Consider the following 14,690-nt stretch of genomic DNA (forward strand, 5'->3'; position numbering starts at 1 on the left):
GCGCGACCCCATGCCCGAAAGGCACTTCATGCTCACGTTTCAGCAAATCATCCTGACAATGCAGTCCTACTGGGACAAGCAGGGTTGCGCATTGCTCCAGCCGATCGACATGGAAGTCGGCGCGGGCACGTCCCACGTTCATACGTTTCTGCGCGCGGTCGGCCCGGAACCGTGGCGCGCCGCCTATGTGCAACCGTCGCGCCGTCCGAAAGACGGCCGCTACGGCGAGAACCCGAACCGCCTTCAGCATTACTACCAGTACCAGGTGGTGCTCAAGCCGGCGCCGGAAAATATCCTCGATCTGTACCTCGGCTCGCTCGAAGCGCTCGGCTTCGACCTGAAGCAGAACGACGTGCGTTTTGTCGAGGACGATTGGGAAAACCCCACGCTCGGCGCATGGGGCCTCGGCTGGGAAGTGTGGCTGAACGGCATGGAAGTGACGCAGTTCACCTACTTCCAGCAAGTGGGCGGTCTCGATTGCAAGCCGGTGCTCGGCGAAATCACCTACGGTCTCGAACGCCTCGCCATGTACTTGCAGAAGGTCGAGAACGTCTACGACCTCGTCTGGACCGAATGGGAAGAACAAGGTCCGAACGGCCCCGAAATCCGCCGCCTGACCTACGGCGACGTGTACCACCAGAACGAAGTCGAACAGTCCACGTATAACTTCGAGCATGCGAACGTCGAGTTGCTGTTCTCGATCTTCAACAGCTACGAGGCGGAAGCGAGGCGCATGATCGAGGCGCAAATCGCGCTGCCCGCCTACGAACTGGTGCTGAAGGCCGGTCACACCTTCAATCTGCTCGACGCGCGCGGCGCCATTTCCGTCACGGAGCGCGCGGCGTATATCGGCCGCATTCGTGCGCTATCGAAGCTGGTCGCGCAGGCTTACTACGATTCGCGCGAAAAGCTCGGCTTCCCGATGCTCGGCAATCCGGTGCACGGCGTGCCCGGCCTCACCACCGACGCGCAAGATGCCGCGATGCCCGCCTGGGCGCCGCCGCTGAAAGTCGAACGCAAGATCGACCAGGACTGACGAGAACACCAAGAAATGACTCATCCCCATCAAGCTACCCTGCTCGTCGAGCTGCTGACCGAAGAACTGCCGCCCAAGGCGCTCGCGCGTCTCGGCGAGGCCTTCGCCGAAGGCATTGCGCAGCGCCTCGCGGCGCGCGACCTGATCGAAGGCGACCTGTCGTTCGAACGCTACGCAACGCCGCGCCGTCTCGCCGTCACGATTAAAAACGTGCGTGCGGTCGCGCCGGAAAAACACGTGCGCGAAAAAGTGCTGCCGGTTTCCGTCGCATTGGATAAAGACGGCCAGCCCGCCGCGCCGCTCGCCAAGAAACTCGCCGCGCTCGGCTTCCCCGATTTTTCAGTGAGCGACCTGGAGCGCGCGCAAGACGGCAAGGCGGAGGCCTTCTTCCTGCGTTACGCGGCGCCCGGCGCCACGCTCGCCGAAGGACTGCAAAGCGCGCTCGACGAAACGCTCGGCAAGCTGCCGATTCCGAGGTTCATGACGTATCAGCGCCCGGACGGCACCAATGTGCAGTTCGTGCGTCCCGCGCATCGTCTCACCGCACTGCACGGCGAGCGGATCGTGCCGGTCAGCGCGCTCGGCATCGACGCCGACGACACCACGCTCGGCCACCGCTTCCTGTCCGAAGGCTTCGTGCAGATCCAGCACGCGGACGCCTATGCCGACACGCTGATGCACAAAGGCCGCGTGGTCGCCAATTTCTCCGACCGCAAGGAAACCATCCGCACGCACCTGCTCGCGCAAGCCGACGGCGATCAGGTGGTGATGCCCGAAGCGCTGCTGGATGAAGTGACGTCGCTGGTCGAATGGCCGGTGGTCTACGCCTGCCGTTTCGAGGACGAGTTCCTGCAAGTGCCGCAGGAATGCCTGATCCTGACGATGCAGACGAACCAGAAATACTTCGCGCTCACGGATGCGAACGGCAAGCTGCGCTCGCGCTTCCTGATCGTGTCGAACATCGAAACGGCCACGCCGGGCGATATCGTCGAAGGTAACGAGCGTGTGGTGCGTCCGCGCCTGGCCGACGCGAAGTTCTTCTTCGAGCAGGACAAGAAGAAGCCGCTCGCCGAGCGCGTGCCGCTGCTCGCGAACGTCGTGTATCACAACAAGTTGGGTTCGGCGCTGCAACGCGTCGAGCGCGTCGAAGCGCTGGCCGGCGCGATCGCCGGGTTGATCGGCGCGGACGTGGCGCTCGCCATGCGCGCCGCGCGTCTCGCAAAGGCCGATCTGATCACCGACATGGTGGGCGAATTCCCCGAGCTGCAAGGCACGATGGGCACGTACTACGCGCGCCACGACGGCGAGCCGGAAGAAGTCGCGCTCGCGTGCTCGGAACACTATCAGCCGCGCTTCTCCGGCGACGCATTGCCGGCCACCGCAACCGGCACCGTCGTCGCGCTGGCCGACAAGCTCGAAACGCTGGTCGGCATCTGGGGCATCGGCCTGCAACCCACCGGCGAAAAAGATCCGTTCGCGCTGCGCCGTCACGCGCTCGGCGTGCTGCGCATCCTCGTCGAGAAGCAACTGCCGGTCGACGTGATCGAACTGCTGCGCACCGCTTACGCGCAATTCGCCGCGGTGCCGAACGTCGCCGATTCCACGCAGGCGATCTACGAATTCTGCATGGACCGTCTGCGCGGTCTGCTGCGCGAACGCGGCTACGCGCCGGGCGAAATCGACGCGGTGTTGGCGCTCGATCCCACGCGTCTCGACGACATCGTCGCGCGTCTGGATGCGGTGCGCGAATTCGCGGCACTCGCCGAAGCAGCATCGCTCGCCGCGGCCAACAAGCGCATTTCCAACATCCTGAAGAAGTCGGAAGGCGCGACGAACGGCGGCGTGCAGGCCGCGCTGCTCGTCGAATCGGCGGAAAAAGCCCTGCATGCGCAGCTCGAACAGGTCGCGCCGCGCGTGCAATCGCAGCTTGCCGCACGCGACTACACGGGCGCGCTAACCGCGCTCGCCGCATTGCGCGAATCGGTCGACACGTTCTTCAACGACGTGATGGTGAACGCCGACGATGCCGCGCTGCGCGCCAATCGGCTGGCTTTGCTCGGCGCGCTGCATCAGCAGATGAATTGCGTCGCCGACATTTCGCGACTCGCCGCCTGAGCCCCGCGCCATGCCGACCAAAAAAGTGGTGATCCTCGACCGCGACGGCGTGATCAACGCCGACTCCGACGCGTTCATCAAGTCGCCCGACGAATGGGTCGCGCTGCCCGGCTCGCTCGAAGCCATCGCGCGGCTGAGCCAGGCCGGTTATCGCGTCGCGGTTGCGACCAACCAGTCCGGCATCGGCCGCGGGCTCTTCGACATGAACGCGCTCAACGCGATGCATCTGAAAATGCATCGCATGGCGGCGGCGGTCGGCGGGCGCATCGACGCAGTGTTCTTCTGCCCGCACACGGCGGACGACCACTGCGAGTGCCGCAAGCCGAAGCCGGGCATGCTGCAGATGATCATCGAGCGCTTCGACGTCGATCCGGAACATACGCCCACGGTCGGCGATTCGCTGCGCGATCTGCAAGCGGGCGCCGCGCTCGGCTGCCCGATTCATCTGGTGCTGACCGGCAAGGGCCGTAAGACGCTCGCGGCCGGCGGCCTGCCCGAGGGCACGCGCGTCCACGACGATCTGCGCGCGTTCGTGCTCGACTTCCTCGCCGACGCTCAAGAGTGACGCGCGCCACGCGCGTCCCCAACCCTCACCGACCACGCCGATGCGCTTCATTCGTTCTTTCCTGCTGCTGATCTACTTCGTTCTGTTCACGGTGCCGTACGCAACCGCGTGCTTCATCGCGTTCCCGTTCATGCGCGCCGACCACCGCTACTGGATGGCGGCCGGCTGGTGCCGCGCCACGCTCAACACGGTGCGTTGGCTGAACGGCATCCGCTACAGGATCGAAGGCTATGAGAACCTGCCCGACGGTCCCGCCGTGCTGCTGTCCAAGCATCAATCCGCATGGGAAACGCTGGCGTTTCCGGCGTTGATGCCGCGGCCGCTGTGCTACGTGTTCAAGCGCGAGCTGCTGTACGTGCCGTTCTTCGGCTGGGCGCTCGGCATGCTGAAGATGGTTCACATCGACCGCAAGGAAGGCAAGTACGCGTTCGAGTCGGTCATCAGGCAAGGCAAGGCGCGCATGGCCGAAGGCGCATGGGTCATCATGTTTCCGGAAGGCACGCGCACGCCGACCGGCAAGCAGGGCAAATACAAAACCGGCGGTGCGCGTTTTGCGATCGCCACCGGCGCACCCGTCGTGCCGATCGCGCACAACGCCGGACGCGTGTGGCCTCGCAACTCGTTTCTCAAATATGCGGGTATAGTCACAGTGTCGATCGGCAAGCCGATTGAGACGACGGGGCTCACGCCCGACGAAGTGAACACGCGCGTCGAAAAGTGGATCGAAGCTGAAATGCGTCGCATCGATCCAACCGCGTACCGTGCGGCGGAAAGCAGTTCCGCCGCCGCACCAATCTGACGCGCCCACGCCCTCGAAGGCGTATTTGCGCGAAGCCTAATCCGATGCAGAAGTCTCCTACGCCGCAACCCGCTGCGGCGCTCGATAACCGGCAGCTCGATCTCCCGCTTTTTGCCGAGCCGGGATCGACGTCGTCGTCACCGTCACCGTCCGCGCCTGCGCCCGGCTCTTCAACGGGCTCGCAAGGCGGCCAGCAACCGGCCGTGCCGCTCGCGCCGGACGGCAGCAAATTGCGCAGCCTCGCGCTCGGTTCACGCACGCTCCATTACGCGCTCAAGCGTTCCGCGCGCCGCTCGATTGGTTTTGCAATCGACAGCACCGGTCTCACGATCACCGCACCACGCTGGGTCACGCTCGCCGATATCGAAACCGCGATCACCGAGAAGCAGCGGTGGATTTTCACGAAGCTGATCGAATGGCAAACACGTGTGGAGCAGCGCGCGTTGCCGAAGGTCGATTGGAAAGACGGCGCGCAAGTGCCGTATCTCGGCCAGCCGGTGCGCGTGACACTCGGTTCGCCGCAAGGCACGCTCGCGTTCAGCGTGGACGATGCGGCGCTGCAACTGCCGTTGCCGCTGCAAGCGGATCCGCAGCAGATCAAGGACCGCGTGCAAGGCTGGCTGCAAGGCGAAGCGAAGCGCGTGTTCGGCGAGCGTCTGGCGATTTACGCGGAGAAGCTGGGCGTGAACTATCGCGCCTATGCGCTCTCGTCGGCGGCCACGCGCTGGGGCAGTTGTTCGAGCGACGGCAAGATTCGCCTGAACTGGCGGCTGATCCATTTTCCGCTTTCGATCATCGATTACGTCGTCGCGCACGAACTCGCGCATTTGCGTGAGATGAATCACAGTCCGCGCTTCTGGCAAACGGTCGAGTCGATTTTTCCCGAGTTCCGCGAAGCGCGGCAGACGTTGAAGTCGCATCCGCCGGAGTTGCTGCCGACGCTTTGATGCGGCTCACTCAGTGCAGAACGTTTCCTGCAAATGGCGCCACGTCACCCTGCCGTGCGCGTCGAGGTTCATCACCGCCGTGGAGCGCCGCACGTTCGCGTTGCCCGCGTTGTCGCGCTGATACTCCCGATATTTCACCACCGCGCCCGACGGATAGTCGGCGACGATCTCTCTATCGCGGATGCTGATCCGCGAGCCGGGACGCGCGCCGCGCAGCTTCGCGAAGGTCTCGCGCAACGCGGCGTGATCCAGCACGAGACCGGACGGCATGATCAACGTGAATGGCTCGGCGAAACGCGCCATGATGCGCTCGAGCGCACCGTCATCCGCTGAGCCGTCGAACAGAGCCTCGATTTCGACGTGGATGTCGTCGAGTTCCTTGAAGTAGGGATTGCTGTTATTCATTGCCCGATCTCGGCCAGGGACGCGTGTCTTACGTCATTTCTTCTTCTGGATGAACTCGATCTTATAGCCGTCCGGGTCCGTCACGAACGCGATCACCGTGGTGCCGTGCTTCATCGGGCCCGCTTCGCGCACGACGTTGCCGCCCTGGGCCTTGATCTTTTCGCATGCGGCATACGCATCTTCAACCTCGACGGCCAGATGCCCGAAACCGTTGCCGAGATCGTAGGACGGGGTGTCCCAGTTGTGCGTCAGTTCGATGACCGTGCCGTCGCGCTCGTCCGTGTAGCCGACGAAGGCCAGCGTGAATTTGCCGTCGGGATAGTCGTCACGGCGCAGCAGTTTCATGCCGAGGAGTTCGGTATAGAAAGCGATGGAACGGTCCAGGTCGCCGACCCGGAGCATGGTGTGAAGCAGGCGCATTGTGCACTCCCTGTTGCGTGATATGGAGACCGTCAATGTACCCGGAATCACGCGGCGCTGCAGCGCGCCACACGCCGCGAGGCGTGCTCAGAACCGATGCCGCACGCCCGCCATCAAGCCGATCTGCGTGCCCTTCTGCGCGAGTCCCGCGCCGTTCACGCCTTGCAGTTGCGCGCCGATCAGACCGCCCCGATAGAGCGAGTAATCGCCTTCCAGATAGACGTCGGTGCGCTTCGAGAGGTCGTAGTCGGCGACCAGTTGATACTGCCAGGCGGAGCCGTCCTGCGCGGCGCGCTTGCCGTCCTGCAGCGTGCGCCACACGTTCGCGGCGAGGTGCCATGCATTGCCGACTTGCTGCGTGATGCCGCCCATGATCATGCGGCGCCGCGAAAAGTCCGTGTACTTCAGCGCCACGAGCGCGGCCGCGGAGAACGGCCCGTTGGCGAACGTCGAAAAGCCGGCGTCGTTCTGATTGACGATATAGCCTGCGGAAAAGCGGGTCTTGTTCCACGTGTACGAGCCGCCGAAGGTCCATGCCGTGGCGGACGAGCCGTTGACCGAATCCTTCGATACTTCATAGGCGCCGCCAATGCTGAACAGACCGCCCGCCGGCGCATAAGCCGCGGCCGCGCCGATCTGGCTGCCGTATGAATTGCCCGCGTTGCCGCCGAACGCGTAGCCCGCGGCGAAATTGAAGCCGTTATATCGCGCCTGATACTGCACCTGGTTGCTGGTCCAGATACCGCCGGTCATCGTCACTTCCGGCTGGAAGCTGAAATCGTAGGGGATCCAGAGATTGCTGCCGTAGCCGGCCACCGAAATGCCTTCGATCATCAGGTTGTACTGACGCCCAATGATCACCTGGCCATAAACATTCGAGCGGATGCCCACTTGTGCTTCGTTGAAGAACGGCAAGGTGGGGTCGCTCTGCCCGCCGTTGATATAAAAACGGTTTTCCAGCTTGAAGAAAGTCGACCAGCCGCCGCCCAGGTCCTCGACGCCCTTGAGCCCCCAGCGGCTCTCCGTCATGCCGCCGGCGCCGAGCCCGAGCGACGAATCGCCGGCCTTGTTGGCGTGGGTCAGATAACGCACGCTTTCGTCGACCACGCCGTACAGCGTCACACTGGACTGAGCCTGCGCCATCGGGCAAGCCAACGACGCCAGCGCCGCGGGCATCACGATCGCCGTCCACCTCCTTGCCTTGCTCATCTCGTCTCCTCGTCCGGGTTCCGCATTGTGCGGATACGGTTCGTCTGTTTTGGCGGCACGAATCGACTCATCACACGCACGGTCCACCCGACGAAACGCATGTGGCGCAACCTTAGCGCGAAACGGCAACGGTAAGAAATTAGTGTGACGTGGGTGTTGTTAAGTCCGCGAATCGTGGGCGGCGAAGAACGAAGCACGCGCGGGCGGTGGGGTCATCGCGAAGCTCGGCGGGCAGGTTTGTTATCGTACGGCCAGCAATCACCGACCCTTCATATGGCCATCCCCCCATGAGCACTACCGCCCTGCCCGCGCGCCGCGCCCCCGATAGCTTCGCGATCGTGCTGATGATCGGTTTGTGCGCGATCTGGGGACTCCAGCAAGTCGCGATCAAGAGCACCAACGCGGCGCTGCCGCCGCTCTTTCAGGCGGGCTTGCGCTCGGCGATCGCCGCCGTGCTGGTGTGGGGCTGGGCGCGTTCGCGCGGCACGCCGCTCTTTCGCGACGACGGCACGCTCGCCGCCGGCCTGTTCGCGGGCGTGCTGTTCGCCGGCGAATTCGTGTGCATTTTTCTCGGTCTGACGCTGACCAGCGCGTCGCGCATGGCGGTCTTTCTGTACACCGCGCCCTGCTTCACGGCGCTCGGCCTGCACTGGTTCGTCGACGGCGAGCGCATGCGGCGGATTCAGTGGGTCGGCATCTTCGCGGCGTTCGCGGGCATGACGCTGGCGTTCGCGGACGGCTTTCTGCACGGCCATCCGGCGCAGGGCTCGACGCTGCGAGGGGTCGCCGGCGACGCGCTCGGCGTGCTGGCCGGCGTCGCCTGGGCCGCGACCACGGTGGTCGTGCGCGCCACGCGTCTCGCGCAATCGAGCGCCAGCAAGACGCTGTTCTATCAACTGACGGTGTCGGCGGTGGTGCTGCTCGCGCTAGCGCTGGGACTCGGCCAGGCGCGCGTCGAAGCCGTCACGCCGCTGGCCGTGATGAGCCTCGCGTATCAGGCGGTGGTGGTCGCGTTCGTCAGCTATCTGGTGTGGTTCTGGTTGTTGACGCGGTATAGCGCATCGCGCCTGTCGGTGTTCTCGTTCCTGACGCCGCTGTTCGGCGTGACCTTCGGCGTGCTGTTGCTGGGCGAATCGTTCAGCCTGCGCTTTCTGATGGCGGCGATGCTGGTATTGACCGGCATTGCGCTCGTCAACGCGCCGGCAAAACGGGTTGCCGGTTAAGGGCTGAGGAGATTTTCAGATGCGCCGGCAAGCGCATGGCGCGCCTCGTTCGAACGAACCTGTTTGTGACTGACAGACACGGCACGCGTCGACTCAAGCTTCGTCCGCGTCGCTCCCACCGGCTGCCGCGCCGCGCGACGGCAGCGCCTGAACCACCTGCGCCACGCGCACATATTCGGCAACCGGCACATCTTCCGCGCGACGCTGCAAATCGAAGCCGAGCGCGTCGAAGTCCACCGAATCGCGAAACGCGCCCAACGTGTTGCGCAGCATCTTGCGGCGCTGCGAGAACGCCGCCGTCACCACTTCGCCGAGCACGCGCTCGTTCACGGCCGGCAGTTCATGCAGTTCGTAGGGAATCATCCGCACGATCGCCGAGTCGACCTTGGGCGGCGGATTGAAGGCTTCGGGCGGCACGTCGAGCTGCTTGTCGATCACGTAACGGTATTGCAGCATCACCGAAAGACGGCCGAACGCCTTGGTGCCCGGCTCCGCCACCATCCGCTCGACGACTTCGTTCTGCAGCATGAAGTGCTGATCGATGACGCGCTGCGCGAACGCGGTCAGATGAAACAGCAGCGGGCTCGAAATGTTGTACGGCAGATTGCCGACGATGCGCAGCGACGCTTTATCTCCGGGCGCGGCCAGCGAGCCGAAGTCGAAGGCGAGCGCGTCGCCCGCATGCAGTTGCAGCAGGTCGCCGAATTTCGTCTTGAGACGCCCGATCAGATCGCGGTCGAGTTCGACGGCGTGCAACGGCGACTCGGGCGTCGCTAGACGTTCGATCAGCGGTTCGGTGAGCGCGCCGAGACCCGGGCCAATCTCGACCATGCGTTCGCCGCGCCGCGGCCGGATGACGTCGACGATCGAATCGATCACGCCCATGTCGACCAGGAAGTTCTGACCGAAACGCTTGCGTGCGATATGACCTTGGTGCCGGCCCTGTTGCTGTCTGCTGGTGGACATCGAAGAAACGCTAAGAAAGAGAACTGCTTGAGAAAAAGAGCACGCTCGACGCATGCCGAGCCCGCAACGACGGGCCGCGCGCAGCAAGCCGCCGAATCAGCCCGCGCGGCGGTGCTGCGCCATCGACACCGCCGTATCGATCGCGGCGATCAGGCTGCCCGCGTCGGCGCGACCGGTGCCGGCCAGATCGAGCGCGGTGCCGTGATCGACCGAGGTGCGGATGATCGGCAAGCCGAGCGTGATGTTGATGCCTTCGCCGAAAGTCGCGTATTTCAGCACCGGCAGGCCTTGATCGTGGAACATCGCGAGCACGCAGTCGGCCTCGTCCAGGTAACGCGGCTGGAACAGCGTGTCGGCCGGATAGGGCCCGCGCGCGTCGATGCCCTGGTCATTCACGAGCTTCAGCGCCGGCGCGATGACGTCGATTTCCTCGCGGCCGAGATAACCGTTTTCACCCGCGTGCGGGTTCAACCCCGTCACGAGAATGCGCGGCGCGGGCAAGCCGAAATGGTGGCGCAAGTCGTGATCGACGATGCGCAAGGTCTCGACGATGCCCTCGACCGACAGCGCGGCGGAGACGTCCTTGAGCGGCAGATGCGTGGTAGCCAGCGCGACGCGCAGCGGACGCTTGCCGGTGCCGGCCAGCATCATCACCACGCGCGGCGTGTGGGCGCGTTCGGCCAGATATTCGGTGTGGCCGGTGAACGGCACGCCGGCGTCGTTGATGGTGCTTTTTTGCAGCGGCGCGGTGACGATCGCGTCGAAGGTGCCGGCCATCGCGCCGTCGATCGCGCTATCGAGCAGATCGAGCACGTAGCGGCCATTGGCCGCGTTCAGCTTGCCCGCCTGCGAAGGTGCGCCGAGCGGCCGGTGCTGCACCTGCACGCGCTTGCCGTGCGCCAACAACGCGGCCCAGTCGACGCCGACCGCGCGCGCGCGGTCGGCGAGCAAAGCCGCATCGCCCAGCACGGTGAACTCCGCGCCGGGCCAATGGGTTGCCGCGCCGGCCAGCGCCTGCGCCGTCAGCTCGGGGCCGACGCCCGCGGGCTCGCCGGTCGTGATGGCGATCTGCAACGGAAGGCTGGCGGACGGCGCGGCGCTTGTCATGATGCTTATGGCAAAGCCGAGAGGTTCGGCTTCACTTCCACGTAGGCGGTGTCGCGCAATTCGCGCAGCCAGTCGGCGTAGGCCTGTTCCGCCTTGCGCTGGCCGATTGCCTGACGCGCCAGGTCCATCTGCTGCGCGGCCGAGCCTTCCGATTCGCGGCGGCCCAGCACCTGAATCAGATGGTAGCCGTATTCGCTGCGGACCGGGTCGCTGATCTGGCCGTCCTGCAGGCTGTTCATCGCGCGCTCGAAGTCCGGCACCGTCTCGCCGGGGCTGATCCAGCCGAGGTCGCCGCCTTGCGACGACGAACCGTCTTGCGAGTAGGTGTGCGCGAACTTGGCGAAGTCGCCGCCCGCGGCGATCTGGTTCTTGATCTCGAGCAGCTTCTGACGCGCTTGCGGCTCCGACATGCCGTCGCCGACGCGCAGCAGAATGTGGCGCACGTGCGTTTGCACGAGCTTGACGGCATCCGCCGAGCCGGCGCCTTGACCCGCGCGGCGCTCGACGAGGCGCACGATTTCGAAACCGTCGTTGGTGCGGATCAGATCGGCATTGACCTGACCGGGGCGCAGCGCGGAGGCCGCCTTGACGAACTCAGGCGGCAGCTTGGAAGGCGACACGAAACCGGTATCGCCGCCCTTCGACGCATCGGGCGCCTGCGAATTCGACTTCGCCAGCTTTTCGAAGTTGGCGCCGCCCTTGGCTTCGGCGAGCAGCGCCTGGGCCTTTTTCTGCGCCGCCTCGATGTCGGTTTCCGACGCGTTGAGCGGCGCCTTCAGGAAAATGTGCTGCATATGCAGGTCGCTCGTCAGGCCGGCGTTCGGGCCACGCTGACTGGCGATGTAGTTCGCGACCTCGGCGTCCGAGACCGTGACCTTGCTGTCCACTTCCTTCTCACGCAGACGCGAGAGCGTGAGCTCGGTGCGCGCGTCGCTGGTGAAGGTGGTCCAGGGCACGCCTTGCGCCTCGATGCGCGCGCGATAGGTGTCGAGCGTGAGGTTGTTCGCCTGGGCGAGCCGCTCGAGCGTTTTTTGCACGGTGGCGTCGTCGATGTTGATGCCGTCTTCTTTCGCTTTTTGCAGTTGGATGCGTTCGAGCACCATCTGGTTGAGCACCTGCTGGCGCAGCTGGTCCGTCGGCGGAAGGGGCGCGTTCTGCTGATTCAGCCGGCGCGTGATCAGGCTCGTGCGCTCGTCGAGTTCGCGCCGCGTGATGACACCGTTGTTGACCACTGCGGCGATGGTGTCGACCGTCTGACCGCGACCGCCGTTCAGCGCCTGCGCCTGCACCGGCGCAACCGACAGGAAAGACGCCGCGGCGGCAAGACCGGCCGCGAGTGTTGCCAAGCGAAGCTTTTTCATGATTGCCACAGATACTCCAATGATGTCGGGCGCGCCTGGCCCGTCTTTTCGCATTCTATAAACGACCGCTGTCGGACCAGCGTCATTCGTAATTGGTGAAGCGCGCTTCCGGCGGCGGCGGCGGCGGCAACGGCGTGTAACCCGCCACGCTGTTGCGGAAAGCGGTCATCAGCCCGTTGTCGACGGTCGACAAGCCCTTGAACGTCAACTGCGCGAGAAACCGCGTGCTCGACTGATGCTGCGACGACGTGTTCAGACCGTTCGCATAACGCTGAATCCCGGCGCCGAGCGTCCAGCAGTCGGCGTCGTATTGCAGCCCGACCAGGCCGTCGACGATCCGATGCCCGCCGAGGTCGTAATTGAAACGGCCCACGCCGTACACCCGGTGCGACAGCGGCCATTGCCCCGAAATCAGCACCTGGTTGATCGGCTGGTTGTCCAGCGTGGTGTTCGCGCGCGTGTAGCGATACGCGACGTTGATCACCCTGTTGGTGCCCGGACTGAACCCGAAGCCGATGCTCGTCTTCACCAACTGGTTGTTGTCGGCATTATATTGGAACGCGGTTTCCGAAGCGAAACCGGCGCCGAGCTTGATCGACGCCCCCGCGATCAGGTCCGAATGCGTGGCCTGCGTGCTGGTCTGATTCGGCAGCAGCGTGACCCGCTGGTCCTGGAAATAGTACTGCTGCGCGAGCACGAAGCGCGCGCGTTCGTCGCCGGTGGCCGGATTGATGAAGCGCGTGGTGATGGCCGCGGTCAGACGGTTCGCGTCCGCGATCCGGTCGTTGCCGACGAAGGTGTTCGGCGTGAAAATCTCCGCCAGCCCGAAGTCGGAATCGGCCGTGTCGAACAGCGGCGCCGACGCCTGGTTGCGATACGGCGTGTACACGTAGTACAGCCGCGGCTCGAGCGTCTGAATGTAATCCTGGCCGAAGAGGCGCACCGAACGGTCGAAAATCAGCCCCGTGTCGAAGGTGAGCGTGGGGATCGATTCGTTGAAGTTCTTCGGCGTGCCAGCCGGCACGTCGTTCGAAATGTTGTTCAGGTTGTACGACGCGAAGTGCCATTGCACCTTCGGCGTGACGAAGTAGCCCGGCCCGACCACCGAATACGAGAGGTACGGGTTGAACATCACCCGCTGACCTTGCGTCATGTCCTGGGTGGTGATGCGGAAATTCGTGTAGTCGGCTTCCGCGCCGAAGTCGAAGCCGCCGACGTTGTACTTCGCGTACTTCACGTTCAACTGCGGCTCGCGGCCATACGGCGCGATGGACGGCGTCAGCGTCTGCCAGTGCTGTTCGCGCGCGAGCACCGACCACGGACCGTTGTTGTACGTCAACCCGGCTTCCTGTTGATACAGGAGCTGGGTGCCGTTCATGAACTGATTGACCGACGACGACAGGTCTTCCGGATACGTGTTGTCCGAGACCTTGTTGTAGTAGATGTAGCCGCCGAACCCGTTGCCGAAGTTCTGGTTGTGCTGAATGTACAGCGCGTAGCGGTTGGTCCGCGTGAGCCGGTCGTTGGGCAGGAATTCGCCGGTGATCGAGCCCGCGTAGGTGGGCGACAGATAACGGAACGTGGACTGCACCTGCACGCCGCGCTTCGAGATCACACGCGGCGTGATCGTCAGATCGCGATTGGGCGCGATATTGAAGTAATACGGCACCGACAGTTCGAAGCCGTTCGACGAACTCAGCGAGAAGGTGGGCGGCAAGATGCCGCTGCGCCGCGCGCCCGAAAGCGGGAACGACAGCCACGGCGACGCGAATACCGGCAAGCCCTGGAAGAACAGCACGCTGTTATAGGCGACGCCTTCGTCCGCGCCGGTGTCGAAATCGAATTCGCTGCCCTTGATGTACCAGGCGGGATCGTCCGCGCACGCGCAGGCGGTGTAGGTGCCCTTCGTAAATACCGAGCGCTCGTTGTCGAGCAGATCGACGCGCTCCGCGCTGCCCGAGCCGCCCGTGATGTTGAAGCGGTACTTCGGCGCGGACATGTAGCCTTCGCTCGAATCCACACGCAGATGCGCTTCCGGTCCGGCGAACGAGTTGCCGTTGTTGATCACGCGAACCTGGCCGTATGCGTCGGCCATGTCGGTGTCCTGGTCGTAATGCAGCGCGTCGGCCTTGATCACCGCGGTATTGCGGCGCACTTCGGCCGAGCCCTTGGCGGCCATGTCCTGGTCCGTCGTGCCGCTGGTGCTGTCGCCAAGCACGAACGTGGCCGGCTTCTGGCCAGCCGGCAACGGGTGTTCTTCGAGCTGCGGGGCGAGCCGCATGCCCCAAGGTGCGTCGATCGATTGCGGCTGCGCGGCTTCCCCAACCAACTGGGCGTGCGCAAGCGCGGGCATCAGGCCCGGAACGGCGATCAACGCCGCGACGAGCCGCCTTTTGCGTGGCACTAAGGCACAAGAGGGAATCGTATGGGAAAGCTGTCTAGGCGGCATGTATCGTTTGGCGAATCGGCCCGTCCGTCAGCTTTCGTAGTCACGATCCACCGCCTGCGCACCACGACCGTGACAGTCGGCTGCACAT

The 14,690-nt window shown here is 64.4% G+C and carries 13 protein-coding genes; 6 read left to right on the top strand and 7 right to left on the bottom strand.

From position 1 onward, the window contains the following. Positions 1-28: 28 nt before the first annotated feature. From glyQ to ACTJLC_RS04990, 5 genes are read left to right on the top strand one after another with little or no spacing between them, the layout of a single operon-like run. Positions 29-1,036, top strand: coding sequence for a glycine--tRNA ligase subunit alpha (gene glyQ, locus ACTJLC_RS04970; protein WP_073428304.1), 1,008 nt, complete (start codon positions 29-31; stop codon positions 1,034-1,036). Positions 1,037-1,051: 15 nt separating this feature from the next. Further along, positions 1,052-3,151, top strand: coding sequence for a glycine--tRNA ligase subunit beta (glyS, locus tag ACTJLC_RS04975; RefSeq protein WP_310130571.1), 2,100 nt, complete (start codon positions 1,052-1,054; stop codon positions 3,149-3,151). Positions 3,152-3,161: 10 nt separating this feature from the next. Continuing rightward, entirely contained in the window at positions 3,162-3,716 is a 555-nt protein-coding gene (gene gmhB / locus ACTJLC_RS04980) for a D-glycero-beta-D-manno-heptose 1,7-bisphosphate 7-phosphatase (protein WP_073428253.1), read from the top strand. Between the two features lie 40 nt (positions 3,717-3,756). After that, on the top strand, positions 3,757-4,515 hold the full coding sequence (locus tag ACTJLC_RS04985; RefSeq protein ID WP_073428254.1) for a lysophospholipid acyltransferase family protein: 759 nt from the start codon (positions 3,757-3,759) through the stop codon (positions 4,513-4,515). A gap of 44 nt (positions 4,516-4,559) precedes the next feature. Beyond that, entirely contained in the window at positions 4,560-5,462 is a 903-nt protein-coding gene (locus tag ACTJLC_RS04990) for a M48 family metallopeptidase (RefSeq protein ID WP_114161885.1), read from the top strand. Positions 5,463-5,468: 6 nt separating this feature from the next. Here the strand turns inward: ACTJLC_RS04990 and ACTJLC_RS04995 are convergent, their stop codons facing one another. From ACTJLC_RS04995 to ACTJLC_RS05005, 3 genes are all read right to left on the bottom strand, one after another. Further along, positions 5,469-5,867, bottom strand: a complete 399-nt coding sequence (locus ACTJLC_RS04995; protein ID WP_073428256.1) for a DUF4440 domain-containing protein — start codon at positions 5,865-5,867, stop codon at positions 5,469-5,471. Positions 5,868-5,900: 33 nt separating this feature from the next. Beyond that, on the bottom strand, positions 5,901-6,287 hold the full coding sequence (gene gloA / locus ACTJLC_RS05000; protein WP_073428257.1) for a lactoylglutathione lyase: 387 nt from the start codon (positions 6,285-6,287) through the stop codon (positions 5,901-5,903). Positions 6,288-6,374: 87 nt separating this feature from the next. Then, complete coding sequence (locus ACTJLC_RS05005) at positions 6,375-7,496, bottom strand: porin (protein ID WP_114161884.1); 1,122 nt, start codon at positions 7,494-7,496, stop codon at positions 6,375-6,377. 287 nt (positions 7,497-7,783) lie between these two features. Here ACTJLC_RS05005 and ACTJLC_RS05010 point away from each other — a divergent pair, with 287 nt between their 5' ends. Further along, positions 7,784-8,719: a DMT family transporter gene (locus ACTJLC_RS05010; RefSeq protein WP_114161883.1), complete on the top strand. Its 936-nt coding sequence runs from the start codon at positions 7,784-7,786 to the stop codon at positions 8,717-8,719. A 93-nt stretch (positions 8,720-8,812) separates the two neighbouring features. Here ACTJLC_RS05010 and rsmA read toward each other — a convergent pair whose 3' ends face one another. The 4 genes from rsmA to ACTJLC_RS05030 all read right to left on the bottom strand — a co-directional run bounded on the left by rsmA (position 8,813) and on the right by ACTJLC_RS05030 (position 14,602). Then, a complete protein-coding gene (gene rsmA, locus ACTJLC_RS05015; RefSeq protein ID WP_114161882.1) occupies positions 8,813-9,685 on the bottom strand; it encodes a 16S rRNA (adenine(1518)-N(6)/adenine(1519)-N(6))-dimethyltransferase RsmA in 873 nt (290 codons plus the stop codon). 96 nt (positions 9,686-9,781) lie between these two features. Then, positions 9,782-10,792 carry a 4-hydroxythreonine-4-phosphate dehydrogenase PdxA gene (pdxA, locus tag ACTJLC_RS05020; protein ID WP_114161881.1) on the bottom strand — a complete coding sequence of 337 codons (1,011 nt, stop codon included), beginning with the start codon at positions 10,790-10,792 and terminating at the stop codon, positions 9,782-9,784. A gap of 5 nt (positions 10,793-10,797) precedes the next feature. Beyond that, positions 10,798-12,162 (bottom strand): peptidylprolyl isomerase, encoded by a 1,365-nt coding sequence (locus ACTJLC_RS05025; RefSeq protein ID WP_114161880.1) that lies wholly within the window; start codon positions 12,160-12,162, stop codon positions 10,798-10,800. A gap of 73 nt (positions 12,163-12,235) precedes the next feature. Further along, positions 12,236-14,602, bottom strand: coding sequence for an LPS-assembly protein LptD (locus tag ACTJLC_RS05030; RefSeq protein WP_083084614.1), 2,367 nt, complete (start codon positions 14,600-14,602; stop codon positions 12,236-12,238). Positions 14,603-14,690: the final 88 nt, after the last annotated feature.

This window comes from Paraburkholderia sp. 22099 (assembly GCF_052045835.1).
GTDB lineage: Bacteria > Pseudomonadota > Gammaproteobacteria > Burkholderiales > Burkholderiaceae > Paraburkholderia > Paraburkholderia terricola.